The organism is Mucilaginibacter sp. GW821-FHT07G05 (assembly GCF_059418565.1).
This window is the reverse complement of record NZ_JBWKQC010000007.1, coordinates 129,095-148,613: the sequence shown is the minus strand read 5'-3', so window position 1 is coordinate 148,613 and position 19,519 is coordinate 129,095. Positions and strand designations below refer to the sequence as shown.

General features: G+C 43.9%; 12 protein-coding genes. 10 read left to right on the top strand and 2 right to left on the bottom strand.

Going from position 1 to position 19,519, the window contains the following annotated elements:
* Positions 1 to 77: 77 nt before the first annotated feature.
* Positions 78 to 7,070, top strand: a complete 6,993-nt coding sequence (sov, locus tag AC07NA_RS18125; RefSeq protein WP_494899113.1) for a T9SS outer membrane translocon Sov/SprA — start codon at positions 78 to 80, stop codon at positions 7,068 to 7,070.
* Positions 7,071 to 7,255: 185 nt separating this feature from the next.
* Here sov and AC07NA_RS18120 read toward each other — a convergent pair whose 3' ends face one another.
* Complete coding sequence (locus tag AC07NA_RS18120) at positions 7,256 to 8,305, bottom strand: hypothetical protein (RefSeq protein ID WP_494898997.1); 1,050 nt, start codon at positions 8,303 to 8,305, stop codon at positions 7,256 to 7,258.
* 242 nt (positions 8,306 to 8,547) lie between these two features.
* Here AC07NA_RS18120 and AC07NA_RS18115 point away from each other — a divergent pair, with 242 nt between their 5' ends.
* The gene (locus AC07NA_RS18115) at positions 8,548 to 8,991 is read left to right on the top strand and encodes a YqhG/Tai3 family protein (protein WP_494898996.1); all 444 of its coding nucleotides are present in this window, start codon (positions 8,548 to 8,550) and stop codon (positions 8,989 to 8,991) included.
* 31 nt (positions 8,992 to 9,022) lie between these two features.
* Here AC07NA_RS18115 and AC07NA_RS18110 read toward each other — a convergent pair whose 3' ends face one another.
* Positions 9,023 to 10,792, bottom strand: coding sequence for a hypothetical protein (locus AC07NA_RS18110; RefSeq protein WP_494898995.1), 1,770 nt, complete (start codon positions 10,790 to 10,792; stop codon positions 9,023 to 9,025).
* A gap of 386 nt (positions 10,793 to 11,178) precedes the next feature.
* On the opposite strand from AC07NA_RS18110, the gene AC07NA_RS18105 reads away from it, so the two are divergent.
* The 8 genes from AC07NA_RS18105 (at position 11,179) to groL (ending at position 19,263) form a co-directional block, all read left to right on the top strand.
* A complete protein-coding gene (locus AC07NA_RS18105; RefSeq protein WP_494898994.1) occupies positions 11,179 to 12,717 on the top strand; it encodes a MiaB/RimO family radical SAM methylthiotransferase in 1,539 nt (512 codons plus the stop codon).
* Positions 12,718 to 12,822: 105 nt separating this feature from the next.
* A complete protein-coding gene (locus AC07NA_RS18100; RefSeq protein WP_494898993.1) occupies positions 12,823 to 13,194 on the top strand; it encodes a four helix bundle protein in 372 nt (123 codons plus the stop codon).
* 133 nt (positions 13,195 to 13,327) lie between these two features.
* Entirely contained in the window at positions 13,328 to 14,593 is a 1,266-nt protein-coding gene (locus AC07NA_RS18095; RefSeq protein WP_345212569.1) for a sigma-54 interaction domain-containing protein, read from the top strand.
* 6 nt (positions 14,594 to 14,599) lie between these two features.
* Positions 14,600 to 15,115 (top strand): LptE family protein, encoded by a 516-nt coding sequence (locus AC07NA_RS18090; RefSeq protein ID WP_494898992.1) that lies wholly within the window; start codon positions 14,600 to 14,602, stop codon positions 15,113 to 15,115.
* 21 nt (positions 15,116 to 15,136) lie between these two features.
* A complete protein-coding gene (locus tag AC07NA_RS18085; RefSeq protein WP_494898991.1) occupies positions 15,137 to 16,594 on the top strand; it encodes a hypothetical protein in 1,458 nt (485 codons plus the stop codon).
* Between the two features lie 9 nt (positions 16,595 to 16,603).
* A complete protein-coding gene (gene secG, locus AC07NA_RS18080; protein WP_345212566.1) occupies positions 16,604 to 16,966 on the top strand; it encodes a preprotein translocase subunit SecG in 363 nt (120 codons plus the stop codon).
* A 248-nt stretch (positions 16,967 to 17,214) separates the two neighbouring features.
* On the top strand, positions 17,215 to 17,490 hold the full coding sequence (gene groES / locus AC07NA_RS18075; RefSeq protein WP_345212565.1) for a co-chaperone GroES: 276 nt from the start codon (positions 17,215 to 17,217) through the stop codon (positions 17,488 to 17,490).
* A 135-nt stretch (positions 17,491 to 17,625) separates the two neighbouring features.
* Entirely contained in the window at positions 17,626 to 19,263 is a 1,638-nt protein-coding gene (gene groL / locus AC07NA_RS18070; protein WP_345212564.1) for a chaperonin GroEL, read from the top strand.
* Positions 19,264 to 19,519 lie beyond the last annotated feature (256 nt).

The following is a 19,519-nucleotide window of genomic DNA, read 5'->3' as shown; positions in this document are numbered from 1 at the left end:
ATTGACTTTTGATAAAGATTTCTACCGGTAAATTCATCGTCATTATACTTATCGCCTGTTTATTCAGCAGCGTTAAGATGACCTTTGCCCAGCAAGCCGGTGGTGCTAATCAGCCTGTTGATTCGGGCAGGGTAAAAATCCCTTTCACATTACCAAAGTCAAACCCGATGCGTGCGCGTGAAGGCTTCTTTCTGCCCGATCCGCCAAACCTGGAACGCACCCTCGAATACGATCAAAAAAATAACCAGTACATGCTGGTAGAGCGTGTAGGCAATTTGCAGGTGCGCCCTGCCCAATACCTCACCTTTGCCGAATACCTGCGACTAAGCCAGCGCGCAACACAACGCGAAAACTTCAAAAAAGCGGCAGATAGTTATGCCTATGAATCGCAGCAGGAAGGTTTTGTGCCGAGACTGAAAGTGCGTAGCCGTACATTCGAGAAAATATTTGGCAGTACTGATATCAGCATTAAACCACAGGGTTCGGCCGAGATGATATTTGCCGGGCAGGTGAACAAGAACCAAAACCCACTTTTCAATGCCCGCCAGCGCAGCCAGTTCAACTTCAATTTCGACCAGCGGATACAACTGAACGTAACCGGTAATATTGGCGACAGAATAAAGATTGCTACCAACTACAATACCGATGCCCAGTTCCAGTTCGATAACCAGCTGAAACTCGATTATACCGGTAAGGAGGATGATATTATTCAAAAGATAGAGGCCGGTACGGTAAGCTTGCCACTGAATACTTCGTTGATCACCGGGAGCCAGGCGCTGTTCGGAGTAAAAACCAAGCTGCGTTTTGGCAAGCTGGATGTAACCAGCGTATTCTCGCAACAACGGTCGCAATCAAAAACCATAACCATTACCAATGGTTCGCAACAGGGCGAGTTCAGGGTAACACCTGCCGATTACGAGGCCAACAAGCACTACTTTTTGGCACAGTATTTCCGCGATAATTATAACAAGGCGCTGTCGCGGATACCGCTCATCAGCTCAAATATTAACATTACCCGTATTGAGGTATGGACAACCAACCGTACCAATACAACTACCGATTCGCGCGATATTATGGCCTTCCTCGATTTGGGGGAGAACAAACCGTATAATACCACCTTGCTGCAACGCGGTACATCTGGCCTGCCGGCAGGTTTCCAGGGACCGGGTTTTCCACAGCAATCAAATAACCTGTTAAGTTTGCTATCGGCCAACGCGCGGTTAACTAATTCGAATGAGATCCCCAACCTGTTTCGTGGAACGGGCAATACCGATAACTACGCCAAACTTACCTACGCTCGTAAGCTGACCGACAGGGAGTTCACCCTACACTCGCAGTTGGGGTATATCTCGCTCAACTATCCGCTGAATAACGATGAAGTGCTGGCTGTGGCGTTTCAGTATACTTACAACGGGCAAACCTTCCAGGTGGGTGAGTTTTCCAGCGATGTATCGGTTGATGCCAATACGCCCAAAATGCTGTATGTAAAATTGCTGAAGAACGAGTTGCTGAAACCATCGCTGCCAAGCTGGGATCTGATGATGAAGAACATCTACTCGCTGGGCGCGTTCCAAATCAGTCCGACAGATTTCAGGATGCGCATTGCCCGCCTGGATGACAAAAGTGGTATCGAAAAACCGGTGATGGACGAAGGACAGAACCTGAAAGACAAACTGTGGCTGCGCATAACCGGCCTCGATAACCTGAACCAGCAAAACGATAACCAACCCGATGGCTACTTCGACTTTTTAGAAGGCGTTACCATTGACTCGCAGCAGGGCCGCATCATGTTCCCGGTGGTGGAGCCTTTCGGTTCTGATCTGGCCAAGCAATTTTTACCATCCGAGGCGGATATTGCCAAACGTTATGTTTACCAGCCACTGTATGATTCTACCAAGACCATCGCGCAGCAATTTTTCCCGCAACTTAACCGCTATGTGATAAAGGGTACGTATACCTCGCAGGGCGGATCGGAATTTTTACTGAACGCGGTGAATATTCCGCAGGGTTCGGTAGTGGTTACGGCGGGTACTTTAAAGCTCACCGAGGGTAACGATTATACGGTTGATTACAGCGCGGGCCGTATCCGTATCATTAATCAGGCGCTGTTATCATCGGGCCAGCCCATTAATATCAAGCTGGAAAATAATGAGCTGTTTGGCGTGCAGCAAAAAACATTGTTCGGTACAAGGTTAGATTATTTGGCCAGCCCTAAACTGGCATTGGGTGCCACCATGATGCACCTTACCGAGCAGCCCATTTCGCAAAATGAAGCCGTGGGCGATGAGTCGATCTCTAATACAATATGGGGTTTTGACGGTACTTACAGCTCAACATCGAGGTTGCTTACGCGGATGGTTGATAAAATTCCGCTGATCAATACCAAAGAAGAATCAACTGTAAACTTTACCGGTGAATTTGCCCAATTATTGCCGGGTACACCGGGAGTATTAACCTACGCGGGTTCAAAGAACGGTACTTCGTACCTGGATGATTTTGAGAACAGCAAATCGGTAATTGATGTAAAGAGTTATATCAACTGGCAAATTTCGGGCACGCCGCAGCTGTTCCCCGAATCGCAGGATTTTGATATGCTGAGCTATGGCTTTAACCGTGCCCGGCTTGCTTTCTATAATATCGACCCCATATTTTATAACAGTTCGGGCACATTCAATCTTTCACGTGCTGAACTATCAAACCATTACGTAAGGCAGGTACTGGAAACGGAGGTGTTCCCTTATAAGCAATCTATCACCGGGCAGCCATTGTTTTTGCCAACGCTTAACCTTGCCTTTTACCCTAACGTGCGCGGACAATATAACTACACCACCACCGGTATCAATAATGATGGTACGCTGCAAAACCCGCGCTCGCGCTGGGGCGGTATATTCCGCAAGCTGGAAACCAACGATTTTGAATCGCTCAATGTGGGCTATATCGAATTTTGGGTGCTCGATCCGTTCATCTATAAACCCAATTCGGCAGGTGGCGATCTTTACTTTAACTTAGGTAGTATCTCCGAAGATATTTTGAAGGATGGCCGCAAGAGTTTGGAGAATGGCTTGCCTGCCGATGGTGACATTAGTAAAACCGACGAAACCTCATGGGGGCGCGTACCTAAACTGCAACCCGTTATCAATGCTTTTGATAACGACCCTAATGCCCGTAAACTACAGGATATTGGTTTGGATGGTTTAAATGACGATGCCGAGCGCAATAAGTTTTCGACCGTGGTACAGCAAGTGACCGGGCAATTGGCGCCGGCCGCAGCCACCACGTTCTCTGCCGACCCGTCATCAGATAATTTCCAGTACTACCAGGGTAACGACCTCGACCAGCGCCGTGCCGGTATCCAGGAGCGTTACATGAAATTTAACGGTACAGAGGGTAACTCGAAAACTACCGAACAGGCGCAGGCCGATCTGGGTGTTACCACATCTGCGTCAACTTCGCTGCCTGACGGGGAGGATATCAACCGGGATAATAACATGAGCCAAACCGACGAGTATTTCCAGTACCGGGTATCTATCCGTCCGCAGGACATGCTGGTAGGGCAAAATTTTATTACCGATAAAGTTACCTCACAAGTAAAAATGGCCGATGGTACCACACAAGCGGTTAGCTGGTACCAGTTCAGGGTGCCTATTAACGAGTATGAATCGCGCGCGGGTAATATTCAGGATTTTAAAGCCATCCGTTTTATGCGGATGTTCATGACCAACTTTGCCGATACCTCGGTATTGCGCTTTGCTACCCTGCAACTGGTGCGCGGTGAGTGGCGCGCGTTCAATCGCGAGAAAAACCCGCTGAATATAATAGCCGATCCGGAGATAGCCAACCCAACGCTTGATAATACCATTATTGATGTACAGGCTGTAAATATTGAAGAGAACGGTAACCGCACGCCCATACCTTACGTGGTGCCGCCGGGTATTCAGCGCCAGCGTAACTACAACAACTTAAAAACCGATACCCGCCTAAACGAGCAATCGTTATCGTTATATGTAGATAAGCTGCGCGACGGTTATTCAAAGGCGGCCTTTAAAACTTTTTATAACGATCTGCGGTCGTACAAAAAAATACAGGCCTTTGTGCACGCCGAGGGCGATCAGTTGAAAGATAACGACATCAGCGCGTTTATACGTTTGGGAATTGATTACCAGGATAACTATTACGAGTACGAAGTGCCGCTAAAGGTTACCATACCGGGTACCCGCGACCCTGATGCGATATGGCCTGCCCAAAACGAAATAGACCTGGAGCTTGAACTGCTTACCCGTGCCAAGCTGGCACGTAACAAGGCGCTTTCGCGCCGGGACGCGGGTGTGGCTTTAAATTCGATATTCGTGTATGTGGAGAACGGTAAACGGGTGTTGCTGAAAGGGCAGCCCGATTTGAGCCGCTTGCGTACTATTATGCTGGGGGTACGTAACCCTTATAAAGGTACCGGCACTAATACGGCTGATGACGGACTGGACAAGACCGCTACGGTATGGGTTGATGAGCTGCGTTTAACAGACTTTGACCAGCGCGGTGGATGGGCAGCATCGGCAAGGTTTAATACCAAACTGGCCGACTTTGCCGATCTTACCATGTCGGGCACTAAGAGCACGGTGGGTTTTGGTTCGCTGGATTCGAGGGTGAGCGAGCGGAGCCGTAGCGATAATCAGTCGATGGATGTTGCTGCCAATGTGGAGTTAGGCAAGTTCTTCCCCGAGAAAAGCGGGATACATATACCGGCTTACGTTAACGTATCTACCCAAAAGGGTACCCCGCAATACGACCCTATTACCGGTGATATTGAACTGAAGAAAGTACTGGCGGCAGAAGAAAACCAGGCACGGCGCGATTCGATAAAGAATATTGTAGAAGATTACAGCATCCGCAAGAGTATCAACTTTACCAATGTGCACAAGGCCAAAACCGATCCATCGGCGCCAAGCCATGTATGGGATGTGGAGAACCTGAGTGCCAGCTACGCCTATACCGAATATCGCCACCACGATTATATTACCGAGCTTGACCTGCAAAAAACTTACCGGTTCGCGCTGGCTTATAACTACAGCAATCAGCCTAAGTATTATGAGCCTTTCAACAAACTGATCAAGAGTAATATGCTGGCCCTGCTGAAAGATTTTAACTTTAGCATACTACCGTCGCGGTTGAACTTCAGTATCAATTTTGATCGTTTTTACTCCGAAAATACACTCCGCACCAATAACGACCCGAACAATTCCCTGCCGCTGCTGGGTGCCAATGTGCCTACTACCTTCAACAAAAACTTTAACATTACAAGGGTATACGGTATAGGCTGGAACCTGTCGAAATCGTTGCAGATGGATATCGACGCGACTAACCTGTCGGTAGTTGACGAACCTGCCGGGCGTGTTAACGGGTTGAAGCGTGATACCCTTTGGGAGAATTTGAAAAGGCTTGGCCGTACCACCAACTACAGCCATACTATCAACTTTAACTATACCACGCCGATCAGTAAGATCCCGGGCCTGAACTGGACCTCGGCAATTGTGCGGTACAGTACCCACTTCAACTGGCAATCGCAACCGGAGTTTTCCATTAACGACCCAAGCCTGAACGTAGGTAACAGCATCCAGAATGCCCGTACCATACAGGTTAACCCTACACTGAACTTCATGACGCTGTATAACAAATTTCCGTTTATACGCGCCGCCAATAACCCGAATAATAAGGACAAGAGCAACTTCCTGATAGGGTTATTAACCAGTATTAAAAACATAAGCGGTACCTATACCCGTACCGAGGGCACATTTTTGCCGGGTTACTTACCACAAACAGACGTGTTTGGACAGGATGTTGGTTTAGGTGCGCCGGGCCTGGGCTTTGTGCTGGGCAGCCAGGCTGATATACGCGGCAGGGCGGTAGCTAATGGCTGGCTATCGCAGGATACCTTGCAGAACCAATTGTACGTGAAAACCTATAATGAAGACATCCGCCTGAAGAGTACCATTGAACCGATAAAAGACCTGCGGATAGAGCTAACCGCTTTCCGTACGGAAGACAGGAACTATCAAACCAACTTTAAATACCTGCCCGAGAACAGGGGCTTTGAAAACCTGAGCCCGGTAACTACGGGTAACTACAGCGTGTCGTTCCTGTCGATAGGTACAGCATTTAAGAAGGAGCGGGGGATAGATAATACATCGCCGGTGTTCCAGGAGTTTTTGAACAACCGTAAAAAGGTATCGCAAAGGCTGGGCAGGCTTAACCCTAATTCGGGTGTAGCCAATGGCGAGTATGCCGATGGTTACGGTCCGAACTCACAAAACGTGCTGGTAACGTCGTTCCTGGCGGCTTACACAGGGAAGGATGCCAGTAAAATGAGCCTGAACCAGTTCCCGAAAATACCTATCCCCAACTGGCAGATCAACTACAGCGGTTTTAGCCGGATGGGAATGCTGAAAGAAGTTTTTGACTCGTTTGATATAAGGCATGGTTACCGATCATCGTACAATGTGAGTGGTTATAGCACGCTGCTGCAATACACCGAGGCGAACGGCAATGTAAATTCGAGGGATGTAGATTCGGACTTTTTGCCTTACTACCAGTTTTCGCAGGTGACCATCTTTGAGCAGTTTGTACCGTTGATAGGCATGGATATGCGTTTTAAAAACAGCATGACCGCCAACTTTGAGTACCGCAAAAGCCGTACGCTGAGCCTGAGCTTACTGAACAGCCAACTGGCGCAACAAAATGAAAATATAGTGGTGCTGGGCTTTGGTTACCGTACTAACAAGTTCAGGTTCCCTTTTGGACTGTTTAGTGGTGTAAAAACCAATAACGATATGAACTTTAAGCTGGACGTAGCCCTGCGCGATAACAAAACCCTTATTTACCGTGCCGACGTACAAGCCGCCGAAGTATCATCAGGCGCGCAAAACATCACACTAAGGCCATCGGTAGATTACGTGATCAACCAGCGCTTCAACCTGAGCCTCTTCTACGATTCAAACATTACCAAGCCATACACCTCGCAAAGCTTTAATACGTCGTTCACCAATTTTGGGGTTAATTTGAAGTTGCTGTTGCAGTAGACATTCATAACCAAATGCTGTCGCGAGTTTAGCGCAGCGTAACTCGTGACACAATATGGGTTAAGCTTTCAGCTTAACTGACCAATAAAACAAACGTATTTGTAACCCGAAAGCTGAAAGCTTTCGCCATGCTAAGTCACGAGTTACGCTTCGCTAAACTCGCGACAGCAGGGACATTGAGCAATTTATTTTTTAGGGCCATAAAATGAAGTGCCTCCTGCATTTGTTTTTAATTCTAATTGTTGAGTTTTAACAGTTTTGTTTTTATCAACCATTGAAAGGTATTTTCGTAGTATTTTCTTTTGAAGCGAATTGCCTGTTTTTAGTGTGGTATCAATGTGACGGCGGAAGGCCTTAACAAAGAGGCTATCATTACCAAAATCGCCAAAGCATGCAATTTTTTCAGCGGTGAGATATTCTGCTTCGTTCTTATAGTTTGCAATATCGAGCTTGTATTTATGTTCTTTGCCGTTGTAGGTGTAATCCACATTGTCTTCACCTTTAATTAGCGATATGTCTTCATGTGCGCACCAGGCACAATCAGACTCATAGATACTGCCAGGGAAAAAGTTATATGAATATTCTACTGATAAGGCATCATCTGAGTTTCCTCTAAATTCAAATGAAGATTTTATCGACTGGTTAATGTATAAACCCCACCCATATATATGAGCATCATTTATTATATCAAGGCAGTTGTAAACATGGTTATCTGTCAATTTATAAAAACTATATCCATCAACATATACCCCCGAACCATGATTATAAACGCGACGTAAATAAAATGTTTTGTTTTTAGAATAGTTGTTGGCTAAATATAGAGTAGGGATACTATAAAAGGTATCTATTCTTTCTATGTAAATAAGATACCAATTATCATTTGCCTTTTTTAACACACATAGATAAGGAGAATAATCGCCCCATCCTTGCAGGCAAAGAAACTCATTTGTTCCATCCCCATCCAAATCTGCCTGCATTGAATTAAAAACAACCCCGTCATCCGGATTGGTATCCGTAGCATGTGGATTAAATATCGTGTCGGGGGCAATTAGTTCAGCAAACTCCCTTACTAAAGAGGTGTCAATATTTTTGTAGTTAAATAGAGTTGCTTTTTTCACCCAATTATCGGGTATTTTTTTCCAGTTAGGATCAACAATCTCTTTGTTGGTAGATTGGTTGTTGTTGCAGGAGGTGAAAATTAAAACTAAAATGATAAGGTGAATTTGGCGATGCATTGTATTGAATTATAATGTTGAAGTTAAGTTATTTAATACAAAAAGAATTACCCAATAATTCAATTACATTAAAAACTTGCATAAGTAAAACGAGATAGACACAGGGGGACTCATATTAATAAAGTAGAATCCCTGTAATTCGAAAGCTTAAAGCTTTCGCCATGCTAAGTCACGAGTTACGCTTCGCTAAACTCGCGACAGCGGGGTAGGAAGATATTTATATATTAGTGAAATATTATCTTATGAAAAAAGCGGCTCTAATAATTTTATTTATAATTAACGCAGGTATTTCAAAATCGCAGAATATTGAAGAAAAACAGGCAATTGCAATGCTCAAAACTTTTTACATAGCATATATGTCCGAGTTTTCTAAAGATGATATAGCAGGGTTAGAGCGTGCATTAGCCCAATTAAGACAAACATATTGTACTGCTAAATGTGAAAAGCAATATAAAAGATTAGTAGCAGAAACGGATAGCGACCCTATCATAAAAGCTCAGGATAGTGATGCAAAATTGACTAAAAGCTTAATCATAATACGAAACCTGAAAAAGCCAAACCAGTACACTGTTTCATATAGTTATGATGTATATAAGGAAGATGGTAAGCTTGGTAAAGAAATTGTAACCATTAATTTGTTATTAATAAAAGAAAACGGTCATTACAAAATAAATCATCTTTTGTAATTCAAGATTGCTTTTTGCTTTAGCAAATAATCTATTTGCCCTTCTTTTTCTTCCCTTGATTCTCTTTCACCTTTTTCTCTTTCTCCAAATCCTTCTCGCTCATGCGGGCGTTGGCTTTTTTCTCCATTTCTTCGCTTACGCCTACGCATTCTTTTACGCCTACAAACAGGGCTTTCCACATAATTTTGAAGAAGGGGTAACTCACCGGTCGTACGTAGGTTACATTGGCAGATCGGGGTGCTTTGCCGGGCTCGTCGGGGTTGTTGCGTTTTAGTACCAGCATATTGGCAATTAACGACATCAGCCCTTTCTTTTTTAGTTTGCCGTCGTCCTCGTCGAGCTTCATTACGTTTATCTTTAAATCGTTATAAAGTAGGGTCACTTTGCCTTTTGCCACGTGGCGGTTCACGTTCATATCAAACGTAAAACGATCGAGGTTACCCGATGTAGCCTTTACCAGCGAAAGCGGTACAATAGCCTTGTTCAATGCCGAAAGTTTCATCGGCCCCAATGTGCCGCTGTAGCTAAAGGCGGCATCTTTATCAAGCAGGTTAAGCTTAATGGCAACGTCCAATCTGCCGCGGTCCATAAAATAGGTGGTGAGCTTAATATTGCTTATCGCGTTATTTTTAAGCGCTTCTTCCTTATTGGTAATGTTATAAATATGCCCGTTGGTGTTACTGAACGATAGGGTGCCCGCCTTTTTCGATTTTTTGTTGAATTCGCTGTAAGTAACGTGCATGTGTTTCAGCAAAATGGTATCAACCTTTAGCCCGAAATTTAATTTGCGCAGGGCAACATGCGGAAAACTGCTCACCTTGTCGGCGGTAAGATTAGGGACCTTATTGGGAGCGCCAAATACGCTCAAGGTGCCATTGGTAAAGATGATGCTCGACGCGCTTACCGAGCGGTACTTATGGTAGTTTAAAAAATCGAACCTGTTAAGCTGCAAGGTGTCGAGGGTTAGCGTAAACTTATCGCTATGTGTTTTGGTGAAGAAGAGTACGCTGTTGAGCGGTTTAAAGGTAAGCCCTACAATATTAAGCTGTGATGTTTGGGTGGAAAGTTTCAGGTTCTTGATCTTGTATGCATAAAGTCCGTCGGGTGTTTTGCCCGAATAATGATTGATCTCCGTATTGATATCACGGCAGTAAAAAAATCTTGATGTATCGTTTTGCGTGGTCGAATCAATAAAAAGGTCTACCGCGTGCAGGTTCATTTCCCGCAGTTCGGTACGCAGGGCGCGTTTGCCCGAGTAATCGGTATGCCTGAATTTTACCTCATTAAACAGTATCTCACCAACGCGTATGGATTTCATGGTTTTCGAGATCTTTTGCCAAACGGTACGCTTATCATTGGTGGTATCTTTGGTATGGTTCAGCTGGTAGCTCATGTCCAGTTCGGGTTGATCCATTACTACCTTACCCACTACCAGCTTCTTCGTAAAGTAAAACTTAAACGGACGGATACCCGAAAGTATCAGCCGTTGCACCTTTAAATCGTACAGGTTATTGGGGGCTATGCCTTGCTTTTTCTTTTTGTTGTAAACGGCGCTATCAACCTTTAGGGTAGCGCTATCAATGGTGATGCGTCTTTGAAAAAGGTGTAATTCGGCATGGGCGAAGTCGGCTTTGTAAAGGCCGTCGCTGGCTTCGTGGATACTGCTTTTTATTTTATCTTCTAATAAAGGCGAAAAGTAGCTATTAATAAATATAGCAAACGCCACTAACGCGCCTATAAAAATGAGTGTTGAATAAAGTAATATCCGTTGCCATTTGTGCTTAAAAAATTTTAATGCCATGCGTTAGTCCGTTTGTTTTAGCCGCGTATCTTTTATCCGCAGCCATAGCCGCTTCCTGTTCCACCCGCCTCTTTTATAGTTATTACTTAGTCGTATTTTTCCTTCTCACTTTTCCCGCTTCTTATCTCACCATCTCATAGCTTATGCCGCATATTCCTGATTCCTGCTTCTGTATTCTTGTTTCTTGTATCGCTTAAATTTATTAAGAAAAGCGCTTGTTTTAGCCATTTCTGCAAACTATTTGCGGATTCGATAACGGTTTTGCTTCAGTTGTTAGTTTAAAGCCAAGGTTATAACAATAAAAAAGTCATTTTGTTAAATACTGACAAACTGTCATTCAATATTTAAAAGTTTATGTATTTTTGCAATCTTAAAAAAATGCAAGAATGATCGATTTGGTTCTCCCGGATAAAACACATGATGAAAGCAGGCAGGGCGAGGCGTTGTTATTAGAACCGGTTACCGGTAAAAATAATGGCCGCAAGCTGTATATTGAAAGTTATGGTTGCGCCATGAATTTCTCCGACAGTGAAATTGTAGCCTCCATATTAGCCGAACAAGGTTTTGAAACCACTTCAGATTATAGCGTTGCCGATGTAATATTTATTAATACCTGCTCTATACGTGAAAACGCCGAGCAGCGTGTGCGCAACCGCCTAAAAGAATTTACCGTAGCCAAGGTACGTAACCCGGGCATGGTAGTAGGTGTGCTGGGCTGTATGGCCGAACGCCTGAAATCGAAATTTTTAGAAGAAGAAAAACTGGTTGACGTAGTAGTTGGCCCCGATGCATACCGCGATTTGCCTAACCTGATAGACCAGGTAGATGGCGGACAAAAAGCCGTTAACGTGTTATTGTCGCGCGAGGAAACCTATGCCGACATCAGTCCGGTGAGGTTAAACAGCAATGGTATTAATGCCTTTGTATCTATTATGCGTGGTTGCGATAACATGTGCTCGTTTTGCGTGGTACCGTTTACCCGTGGCCGCGAACGAAGCCGCGAACCGCTGTCGATAGTAGCCGAGTGTGCCGATCTGTTTGATAAAGGCTATCGCGAGGTAACCTTGCTGGGTCAAAATGTCGACTCGTACAAATGGAACCCGGAAGCAAAAAATAAAGCCGCCAAACCAACCGACGAAGCCAGTAACGAAGAGTTGCAGGAGAAATTTTTAGAGGATGGCTCAACGGTTGTATCACATGGTGATGATTTGGGCATGGCAACTGTAAACTTCGCCAATTTGCTGGAGATGGTCGCTTTGATCAGTCCGGAATTGCGTGTGCGTTTTTCGACCTCGCACCCTAAAGATATTACCGACGAGGTATTGTACACCATTGCTAAGTACGAAAACATTTGTAACTATATACATCTGCCGGTGCAGTCGGGTAATAGCCGCATACTGGATATGATGAACCGTACGTATACCCGCGAGTGGTATATAGACAGGATTGATGCCATCCGTCGTATTATTCCGGGTTGTGCTATATCAACAGATGTGATCACCGGTTTTTGTACCGAAACAGAGGAAGAACATGCCGATACCGTAAGCATGATGGATTACGTAAAATACGATTTCGCTTACATGTTCATGTATTCGGAAAGACCGGGTACTTTGGCCGCCAAACGTTATAAGGATGATATACCGGAAGATGTAAAAGGTCGTCGCCTGCGCGAGATTGTAGCCAAGCAACAGGAGTATTCATTCTACCGCATGCAGGAGCAATTGGGCAAAGTGCAAAAGGTACTGATAGAAGGCACCTCAAAAAAATCGCAGGATGATTATTGCGGCCGTAACGATCTGAACGCCATGGTAGTATTCCCGAAACAGGAAGGCTACAAACCAGGCCAATACGCCTATGTAATGGTTGAAAGAACTACTACAGCTACGTTGATAGGGAAAATAGTTGAAAGACAGAATCAAGAATAAAGATTCAGGATTCAGGAATCAAGATTTAGGTGCAAAGCATCGGGAGTAAATAATTAAGAAACAAGAAAAAGTTACCTAAGGATATATAGCAGACCTTAACCTTACATGAAGCACAACTTTAAAAATTTAAAGGTTTGGCAAAAATCAATGGATGTTACCGATCTGATTTTTGAGTACTGTAAAGAGATTCCTGTTAACGAAAGATATAATTTAATAGACCAGATAAACAGATGTTCATGCTCTATCCCATCAAACATAGCCGAGGGATCGGGCAAGCGGACTAAAGTGCATTTTGCGGAGTTCTTATCAACGGCGTTGAGTTCGGCTTACGAATTAGAAACGCAATTGTTAATATGCGAACGCAGAAAGTATGGTTCTTTAGAAAGAAATAAAGCATGTTTGGAAGCTATAGGGGAGGTACAGAAGATGATATTTATGTTCAGAGAATATATTCTGAATAGCGAAGATCCTTCTTGATTCCTTACTCTATATTCTTAACTGTTTTAGAAGCTATAGGGGAGGTGAGAAAGATGATATTTATGTTCAGAGCGTATATTCTGAATAGTGAAGATCCTTCTTGATTCCTGACTCTATATTCTTAACTCTAATTATGGATATACAAGAAATTAAACAACGCTTTGGCATCATCGGTAATTCGCCGTTGCTGAACAGGGCTATAAATATTGCCAACCAGGTTGCACCTACTGATATTTCGGTTTTAATAACCGGGGAGAGTGGTAGTGGTAAGGAGGTTTTTTCGCACATCATTCACCAGATGAGTCCGCGTAAGCACGGGCCGTTCATCGCGGTTAACTGCGGCGCTATACCGGAGGGGACTATCGATTCGGAACTTTTCGGGCACGAAAAAGGGGCTTATACCGGTGCCGTTGGCGAACGTAAAGGATATTTTGAAACAGTGAACGGCGGTACCATCTTTTTAGATGAGATTGCCGAAATGCCGCTGGGTACCCAGGCACGTTTACTGCGTGTTTTAGAATCGGGCCAATACATTAAGGTGGGTTCATCCAAGGTAGAAAAAACCAATGTGCGCGTAATTGCCGCTACTAATGTGGATGTGTACGACGCCGTAAAGGCTGGTAAATTCAGGGAAGACCTGTACTACCGTTTAAATACGGTGCCTTTGCGCATACCACCACTGCGCGATAGGAAAGAAGACGTTTACCTGTTGTTCCGCAAGTTTACTTCGGATTTTACCGATAAATACCGCAGCCCGGCCATTCAGCTGGATGATGAAGCACAGCAGGTACTGATCAATTACTCGTGGCCGGGTAACGTGCGCCAGTTAAAGAATATGGCCGAGCAACTGGCCGTTCTGGAGCGCGACCGTATCATCACCGCGCCAATACTGCTTACCTATATTCCGCACGAAACCAGTGGGCGTAATTTGCCTATGCGGGTTGAAAATCAACCTAAAGAAGATTTCTCCGAAAGAGACATACTTTATAAGGTGCTTTTTGATATGAAGCGCGATATGGTAGAGCTTAAAAAGCTGGTAGCCAATATTATTGAACATGGCGGCGTATCAACAAATTATGCCGATCATACTCAAACACTTAGCCAGCTTTACCGCGATATTGAATTGCCTAATAATGCCGATACGCAATTTACACTGCAACAGCCCGTTAATAATTCGGTTAATGCCAATATAGGTGCCAATAACAACCTCAATACGGATGATTTTCATATCACCCACGAAGCCGAGGAAGTAGAAGAATCGCTGTCGCTGGTTGAAAAAGAATCAGACCTGATCAGGAAGGCGCTGAAGAAACACAAAGGCAAGCGTAAACTGGCGGCCAACGAGCTTGGTATATCAGAACGTACCTTATACAGAAAAATAAAAGAGTTAAATTTATAAGGCCGAATGAAAAAGGGACTTGTTTTTTTTATTGGCGTTTTCGCGCTGATGCTTATTTCGCAATCGTGCAGTATAACGCTTAACGGCTCGTCAATTCCGCCGGGCTTAAAAACCATTAATATCGAATTTTTTGAAAATAACGCACCCCTGGTAGTATCCAACCTAAGTCAGGATTTTACCGAGGCCTTAAAAGCACGGATCCGTTCGCAAACAAGGCTGAGCATTGTAAGGGGCGAGGCCAATGCCACCATGTCGGGCAATATTGTAAACTATACCATTACACCGGTATCGGTTGAGGCAACGGGCAGCAATACCCCACCTATAGCAAGTGGCTCGCGTTTAAGCATAACCGTTAACGTAAAGTATGTTAACGATGTGGATAAGAAGCTTAATTTTGAGCAGCAGTTTACCAAATACAGCGATTTTAAGGGCGATATATCATCGCAGGAGCAAAATTTGATAGTACTGATCAACCGTCAGCTAACCGAAGATATTTTTAATAAAGCCTTTGCTAATTGGTAGTCAATTTGTAGTTTCAACCTCGTGGATCAATATCAGAATAACAGGCAGAACGAACTCTTGTATGAATTATTGGCCGATCCGGCTAATACAGGGCAGTTTCATGCGCAAAATTTACAGCAACTGGTAAGTCAGTATCCGCAAAGCGGCTTTTTACACGCGCTGCTGGTACATGCCGGCGGAGGGCAAAACCCTGCGCAGGCAGCGGCCTATTTTGATACCCGTGCGTTGCAAAAACTGATACAGGATGCACCGGGACTTCCGGCTGTACAACTGGAGCAGGTATTTCACCAGAGCGGTAGCATTGGTTTACGGGAGTATAATGATAATGCATCGCTGGCGGCCGAAATTGAAGCCAGGCCGGTACAGTACTTTGACGACGCGCAGGTGATCGAGCTAAGTACCGAAACCTATCCTGAAGCCATCATCACCCCAGTAGATGAAATTACACCGCTAATTGAGGCGCAGGGCGAAGAAACTCCTATATACAGTGAACCGCAAACGGAAGAAGCGCCTTTGCAGTTTATTGATGAAGAGGCCAACCCAACCGCAGTTGAGGATAGTTTACAACCTGTTCAGGGAGCTGTTGATATTGAAGACGAGGTATATGACGAAATAGTAGGGATAGAGCATATTGCTATTGATGCCGTAAATAATAACACGATTGTTGCCGATAGTGAATCGGCCATATTAACGTATGCCGATCCGTTTAGCGCGGAAGATAGCCATAACCTGATCCACCCGGAAGAGGAGGCAATCCCCGATGGAACTGCTAAAGCCGAAAATACTTTTAACATAAAGGACGAAGCTGAAAAACTTTATGTAGGTAATATTGCCGCTACCGATTACTTTATGTTCGATCGTGCTTTTAGTGAGCGTACATCAACTAATGAAACACCCGAGCCCGAGGCGCAGCCGGTAACCGGGCAACCTGCTGAACAAAAAACGGTAGCTGATGACGAAGAGGTAATGAAATACCACGACGACACCATGCCGTATACCTTTATGTGGTGGCTCAGCAAAACGCGTAAAGAACATGCCGGTGTAAACCAGCCCTACGCGCACTTTAAACCGCAGGCCGTACAGGCTACTAAAACAGGTGCCGCCGTTCCTGATGCTTTACAGCACCAGTATGTTGAAAATATATTTCACATAACCTCGGTTGAGCAGTTGGATAAAAGTACCGCCCAGCATGTAGAGACTAACGTAAAACGCAAGGGCGACGAAATTGTGGAACGCTTTATAAAAGAAGAGCCGCAAATTAAACCGCCAAGCAGCGAAAGGCTCGATAACGAGAACAAGGCCCGCAAAAGTTCTGAAGATCATGGCGAGCTGGTTTCTGAAACATTGGCTACTATTTATGCCGATCAGATGCTATATCACAAAGCCATATCTATTTACAAAAAATTGATGTTGAAATTCCCGGAAAAAAGCCGTTACTTTGCCGACCAGATTAAGAATTTAGAAAAAAGAACAAATTGATATAAAAAAATGTATTTAGTTTTATCCATCATCGCTATTATTGTTTGCATACTGTTGGGCCTTATCGTGCTGATACAGAACCCTAAAGGCGGTGGCCTGGCTTCAAATTTTTCAAGCTCATCACAATTGATGGGTGTACAAAAAACAGGCGATTTCTTAGAAAAAGGCACTTGGGTGCTTGCCATTACCGTGATGATATTATCGTTAGCTATCAACGTTGCCGTTAAAGGTGGTGGCGGTGCTAATGCTACTACCGGCGATCCTGATTTGAACAAGCAAATTGAAAATGCTTCAAAACCAACCGCTCCTGTAGCTGCTCCGCAAAGCTTCCCTGCCGCGCAACCAAAAGCACAGGATACTACTAAAAAGTAATCAGCCACAAAAAAATATTGAAAAAGCTCCGGCGACGTTAAGTTACCGGAGCTTTTTACGTTTATACCGCACTGCCATCATGACACCGCTAAACCGACGAGGTAACATGCTGTTTAAATTAGGATGATATTAAACTGACAATACAACAGTACTTATGCCAATTAGTAAACAATGTGGCGCTTGGCACAATTGATGTAGCTTACATGCAATACATAAAAAACAATTTAAATTTTAAATAAGCATAAGTTATGTCGTTAAACATTAAACCTATCGGAGACAGAGTAGTAGTTGAAGCTGCTCAAGCCGAAGAAAAAACTGCTTCCGGAATCATCATCCCTGATACTGCAAAAGAAAAACCACAACGCGGTACCGTAGTTGCTGTAGGTGAAGGTAAAAAAGATGAGCCGTTAACTGTTAAAACAGGCGACCAGGTTTTATATGGCAAATACGCCGGTACCGAAATTAACTACGAAGGTAAAGAGTATTTAATTATGCGTGAATCTGATATCTACGCGGTACTTTAATCAATGTGCGATTTATTGAATGAGCGATAAGTTCTGCACCGTTCAATGATCAAAAAGAAAAAATAAAATATTTACGAGTGGGTATTGACTTTTAAACCACTAATTCAATAACTCACTAATTCACTAATTAAAAAGATGGCAAAACAAGTTAAATACAATGTTGAAGCACGCGACGCACTGAAAAGAGGCGTTGATATTTTAGCCAATGCGGTTAAGGTAACTTTAGGTCCTAAAGGTCGTAACGTAATTATCGATAAAAAATTCGGTTCACCTGCTATCACTAAAGATGGTGTTACTGTTGCTAAAGAGATCGAACTGAAAGATGCTTTAGAAAACATGGGTGCGCAAATGGTTAAAGAAGTGGCATCAAAAACTGCTGATATTGCAGGTGATGGTACTACTACTGCTACTGTATTGGCACAAGCTATTGTAACTGCAGGTATTAAAAACGTAGCTGCCGGTGCAAACCCAATGGATTTAAAACGCGGTATCGACAAAGCAGTATCTGCAGTTGTTGAAAACCTGCGCTCACAATCACAAACTGTTGGCGAAGACAATAACAAAATAAAACAAGTTGCTTCTATCTCTGCAAACAACGACGAGGTTATCGGTTCGTTAATTGCTGAAGCGATGGGTAAAGTTGGTAAAGATGGTGTTATTACTGTTGAAGAAGCAAAAGGTACCGAAACTGAAGTTAAAACTGTAGAAGGTATGCAGTTTGACCGTGGTTACCTTTCTCCATATTTCGTAACCAATGCTGATAAAATGGAAGTAGAGCTGGATAGCCCTTACATCCTGATCTACGATAAAAAGATCTCTTCAATGAAGGAATTACTTCCGGTATTGGAGAAACAAGTACAAACAGGCAAACCATTGTTAATTATTGCTGAAGACCTTGATGGCGAAGCATTAGCTACATTGGTAGTTAACAAGATCCGTGGTTCACTGAAAGTTGCTGCTGTTAAGGCACCAGGCTTCGGCGATCGTCGTAAAGCTATGTTAGAGGATATCGCTATCCTTACCGGTGGTACTGTAATATCTGAAGAAAGAGGTTACAAATTAGAAAATGCTGATCTTTCTTACTTAGGTACTGCTGAGAAGATCCTTATTGATAAAGACAACACAACCATCATCAATGGTGCTGGTCAGGCTGATGATATCAAAGCCCGTGTTGGTCAAATCAAATCTCAAATTGAAACTACTACATCTGATTACGATAAAGAAAAACTGCAAGAGCGTTTAGCTAAATTATCAGGTGGTGTGGCTGTACTTTATGTAGGTGCTGCTACCGAGGTTGAAATGAAAGAGAAAAAAGACCGTGTTGACGATGCTTTACATGCAACCCGTGCGGCTGTTGAAGAAGGTATAGTTGCAGGTGGTGGTGTTGCCTTCATTCGCGCTGTTGAATCTTTAAACGACCTTAAAGGTGCTAACGAAGACGAAAACACAGGTATCCAGATCATCCGTCGTGCTATTGAAGAGCCTCTTCGTCAAATTTGCGAAAACGCAGGTATCGAAGGTTCAATCGTAGTACAAAAGGTTAAAGAAGGTACTGCCGATTTCGGTTACAATGCACGTACTAACGTATACGAAAACTTAATTGGCGCCGGTGTTATCGACCCAACTAAAGTAAGCCGTGTAGCTTTAGAGAACGCTGCTTCTATCGCGGCCATGCTGTTAACTACCGAGGTAGTATTAGCTGACGATCCGGAAGATGAAAAAGCCGGTGCCGGTATGCCTCCAATGGGCGGCGGCATGGGTGGTATGATGTAATACTTCCTGAGTTATCCGGTAAAACGGAAACATATACTGAAAGCCTTGTATGTAAAAGCATACAGGGCTTTCGTTTTTTTAGTGCGTTTATAATCGGCGTTTAAAGCGTAAAAAGCCAATAAACGACGGATATCAGCCTAAATGTTATCAAAAAATAAACTGCTTGTAATTATTCTACGTATTTGCACGTAAATGATGTTATATGCCTGCTTAGGCATAGCATTTGATTATATGAGCACATGAAACGTCTAACCTT

Coding starts and splice junctions, on each gene's coding strand:
- AC07NA_RS18095 (WP_345212569.1), top strand. CDS start 13,328: ATGGATATACAAGAAATTAAACAACGCTTTGGCATCATCGGTAATTCG.
- AC07NA_RS18105 (WP_494898994.1), top strand. CDS start 11,179: ATGATCGATTTGGTTCTCCCGGATAAAACACATGATGAAAGCAGGCAG.
- AC07NA_RS18115 (WP_494898996.1), top strand. CDS start 8,548: ATGAAAAAAGCGGCTCTAATAATTTTATTTATAATTAACGCAGGTATT.
- sov (WP_494899113.1), top strand. CDS start 78: ATGACCTTTGCCCAGCAAGCCGGTGGTGCTAATCAGCCTGTTGATTCG.
- groL (WP_345212564.1), top strand. CDS start 17,626: ATGGCAAAACAAGTTAAATACAATGTTGAAGCACGCGACGCACTGAAA.
- AC07NA_RS18090 (WP_494898992.1), top strand. CDS start 14,600: ATGAAAAAGGGACTTGTTTTTTTTATTGGCGTTTTCGCGCTGATGCTT.
- AC07NA_RS18100 (WP_494898993.1), top strand. CDS start 12,823: ATGAAGCACAACTTTAAAAATTTAAAGGTTTGGCAAAAATCAATGGAT.
- groES (WP_345212565.1), top strand. CDS start 17,215: ATGTCGTTAAACATTAAACCTATCGGAGACAGAGTAGTAGTTGAAGCT.
- AC07NA_RS18120 (WP_494898997.1), bottom strand. CDS start 8,305: ATGCATCGCCAAATTCACCTTATCATTTTAGTTTTAATTTTCACCTCC.
- AC07NA_RS18110 (WP_494898995.1), bottom strand. CDS start 10,792: ATGGCATTAAAATTTTTTAAGCACAAATGGCAACGGATATTACTTTAT.
- secG (WP_345212566.1), top strand. CDS start 16,604: ATGTATTTAGTTTTATCCATCATCGCTATTATTGTTTGCATACTGTTG.